This window comes from Okeania sp. SIO2B9 (assembly GCF_010672505.1).
Classification (GTDB): Bacteria; Cyanobacteriota; Cyanobacteriia; order Cyanobacteriales; family Microcoleaceae; genus Okeania; species Okeania hirsuta.
Map to the genome: position 1 here is coordinate 1 of NZ_JAAHGK010000707.1, position 4,048 is coordinate 4,048.

Here is a 4,048-nt window from a genome sequence, read left to right on the forward strand (position 1 = left end):
CAATCCTTTTGGAGATAAATTATAAGCTAATAACTCTTGTGATTGCTGCTGTAAAATATCAAATACAACTTCTTTGATGTTCTCAACTATAACTGCTTTTACTTGATTTTGAATTAATACTTTTTTTCTAGATAAAATAGATAGAAGATGATAGTAATAATAATTAAGATCATTATGTTCTCGTAACTTCATATTAGCCAGAGAAATATTCGGGCAAAATTGATGCCAAATTCTATGAAATCTGCGGTTAGGATGTTCACCTCCAGTAGCCCAAACTAGACGACCAACACAAAAGAATATTATCCAACTTTTCTGAGAACCTTTTACTTCTAACTTCCCTGTAAATTGATCGGGAACCTCATTGAGCAACAAATTAAAAAGTTGATTTTTCCTATTTTCATTACTGTTCATTTTTAATACCAATTGAATCAAGAATTAGGGAAATAAAAATTAAAAACTATAGAATATAGATGTATCAGAAAATATTTTAGACTATTTTTGAGTACAGTATTCTAATTATAATCAAAATTATTTCCTATTTTCCAGTGAAATTTGTTGGCAATGTAAAAATGCGATTTTCAGAATTATTTTCCAGAAAAAAAAAAGAATAAAAAAGCAGCAAATAAATCTATCATTTTATGTATTTCTATAATTTATTAGTTTTTATTTTACACTGAAAATTTTTTTTTAAATAGTATTAAGTCCTACTCATCCGAAATCAACTCCCTAGTAAACAAAAGTTTCTCATAACAAGAATCTAAGAGAGACAAAATAGTACAAAATATCTTTTAAGAGCATATAGGGTGAGACCCATAATGCTAAATGGCCATATTAAGTTTGTATGGTCTTTAACTAGTGCAGGATGGCGGAAATAACTGACCAGTTACAAAATCCTAAAACAATTACAAATCAAAAATGATTGACTGTCTTGAGTGCGTCTTACATTCTGAGGTTTCCTCAGAATTACGCACTCGATGCATGACTTTTGACTTTTGACTTTTTTAGAGGACTCCTACAGTGAAGAATTCCTATCTCTACCTTAGTTACTTGAGCGCGATCGCTATTATTCTTTTCCCAGTACCTACCATCGCAAATATCCCGAATATTTTGGCCCAAACTCCCGAAGTGGAAACTTCCCCAGAATCTTCTGCCTCCAAGGCTGAAGCAGATAAGTTATTTGAAACAGGTGTGGAACAATTTCGGACAGGAAAGTTTGATGAGGCCCTCGAAAACTACGAAAAAGTTTTAGCAATTCGTAAGGAGCTGGGGGACCAGGCCGGAATTGCCCAAACCCTGAATAATATGGGGAATGTTTATGTTAACCAAAGGGAATATACCCAAGCTTTAGATGTTTTGCAACAAGCTTTAACTATTCGCCGAAAAATAAACGACCGCCCAGGGGTATCGGAAACTCTTAACCTGATTGGTTTTACCTATCAACGACAGAGGGAATTTTCCCAAGCGTTAAATCTACATCAAGAGGCTTTAGATATTTCTCAAGCTGTGAAGGACCGACCTAATGAAGGAGAGTCATTACATAATATTGCTGCGGTTAAGGCCAGTCAAGGACAACTTGACCAAGCACTTGAATTTTATGAACAGGCGCTGACCATTCGCGAAGAAGTGGGCGATCGCCGAAATAGAGGACGTACTCTCAATAATATGGGGGTGGTCTACTTTCGGATGGGTAATTATGACAAAGCTTTGGAAACATATCAAAAAGCTTTAACTGTGCGTAGAGAAATTAATGATAATGCTGGAGTTGGTCGGTTATTAAATAATATAGGTTTTGTCTATCGGGAAAAGGGTGAAGATTCTGAAGCTCTTAAATATTTTCAGCAAGCTGTGGCGATGTTAGAAGGTATTGGCGACCAAAGAAGTGTGGGGCGAATTTATGGTTTTATGGGGAAACTTTATGAAAAGCAAGGAGAAGAAGATAAAGCATTAGAGGTTTATGAAAAAGGGTTAGAAGCTGCTAAAGTTGCGGAGGATAAGACTGCTCAATTAGAGGCTTTGAGTTATTTGGGTGATGCTTATTATGAGATAGGAGAAAATACTAAAGCACAATCAATTTATGAACAAAGTTTAGCTTTTTATCAGGAAGCAGAAGATAAGGCGGGGGAAGGTAAAACAACTGTTGGTTTAGGGAAAGTTTATAACCGTTTGGGTGAAAATGATAAAGCCAAGCAAGTTTTACTAAAGGCTTTGCCTGTAAATAAAGAAGTAGGAGAAAAGTCGGTTATTGCTGCCAATTTTAATGCTTTGGGTGAAGCTTATTATAGTTCTGGCGATTATTCTATTGCTCTGAATTATCATAAACTTGCTTTGAATAATTTACCAGATAAGGAGGATAAAAATGCTGTTGCTGTGGCTTATGAAGGAATAGGAGATTCTATGTTTCAGCTCAGACAATATCCTCAAGCTTTAGAAAATTTAGTACAAGCATTGGCAATATATAAAGAGAGTGAGGAAAGGGTTAAGGAGGGTAAAATTTATGAGCAGTTAGGCACTATATTGGTAGTTCAGGAAAAACCAGAATTGGCAGTGGTTTTTTATAAGCAAGCTGTTAATTTGAATGAAACTATACGAAGTCAGGAAAGTGAGAAAAGTTTTTTAGAAAAGCCTGAAGAAATTTATCGAAATTTAGCAGGTTTATTATTACAAGAAGAACGTATTATGGAAGCTCAACAAGTATTAGATTTGTTGAAAATTCAAGAATTAGATAATTATCTAGGGAATATTAAGGGGAATGAAGCAACAGCAACCGGAGTTAAACTATTAGCTGCTGAAGAAAAAATTATGACTGAAGATACAACAGATATTTTAGAACGAGAGATTGACAAAAATAACTTAAAAGCGGATTTTCCAGAATTTAAGAATTTGCAGGCAAAATTACAAAAATTACCTGGAACAGTGCTATTTTATCCGTTAATTTTGGCAGATAAATTAGAATTAGTATTAATCAAAGCAGAAGGCGACCCTATACACAAAACTGTAGAAGTAAAAGCAGAAGAAATTGAAGGGGCGATCGCTGAGTTTCGGCTAACAATTTTGACTCCGGTTGGAGATGTCAAAGATTCTGCGGAAAAACTCTATAATTGGTTAATCAAACCAATAGAAGATGAGTTAATTAAAGCAAATGCCAATACTATTATTTATGCACCAGACAATCAATTACGTTATCTTCCTTTAGCAGCACTTTATGACGGAGAAAAATGGTTAGTAGAAAGTTTTGGTGTGAATAATATAATTGCAGCTAGTCTAACTAATTTTGAGACTCAACCGAAAAATCAACCCCGTGTATTAGCAGCAGCTTTAACCGAAGGTAATTATAAAGTTCAGGTAGGAACTCGCCAAGTTGAATTAACACCAACAACAGTAAAATTAGTAGAAAATTTAACAGAAACAATTCCTGGCTCTCGTAAACTTGTTAACAGCGAATTTAGTTCTGAAACAACAATTAGTAGTTTTAATGACTACAATATTGTACATTTAGATACCCCCGTTGTCTTGTTAAATGGAGAAACAGGAAATGGGAAACCAGAAGACTCTTTTATATTATTTGGAGATGGCGATCGTGTTACTCTGCGCGATATGGAAAGTTGGTCATTACCCAATGTAGATTTAGTCGTATTAAGTGCTGCTGAAACTAACATTGGTGGACAAATAGGTAATGGAGAAGAAATAGTCGGTTTTGGTTATCAGATGCAAAATGCCGGAGTTGAAGCAATAGTTACCTCCTTGTGGCGAGTTAATGATGATTCCGCTCAATTAATGAATACTTTTTACACAGTTTTACAAGAAGGAAAAAGCAAAACAGAAGCATTGCGGGAAGCTCAAATAAATATGATTACTGGAAAGGATAAAGAAGCAAATAATCCTTACTATTGGTCATCATTTATCTTGATGGGAAATGGATTTTAGGCGTTGCTGGATTAGTGTATGGTATTAATCTTACAGCAGTTATCTAGTTGATGAGGTACAAAGTTTATTGCTCTAGGGAACAGGGAATAGGGAACAGGGAACAGGGAACAGGGAATATAGAAAA

General features: G+C 34.9%; 2 protein-coding genes. One reads left to right on the top strand and one right to left on the bottom strand.

The window, feature by feature from the left end:
* On the bottom strand, positions 1-411 hold a 411-nt coding region (locus tag F6K13_RS22005; RefSeq protein WP_353735695.1), incomplete at its 3' end, for a DUF4388 domain-containing protein.
* A gap of 606 nt (positions 412-1,017) precedes the next feature.
* Here F6K13_RS22005 and F6K13_RS22010 point away from each other — a divergent pair.
* Positions 1,018-3,924 carry a tetratricopeptide repeat protein gene (locus F6K13_RS22010; RefSeq protein ID WP_287238650.1) on the top strand — a complete coding sequence of 969 codons (2,907 nt, stop codon included), beginning with the start codon at positions 1,018-1,020 and terminating at the stop codon, positions 3,922-3,924.
* Positions 3,925-4,048: the final 124 nt, after the last annotated feature.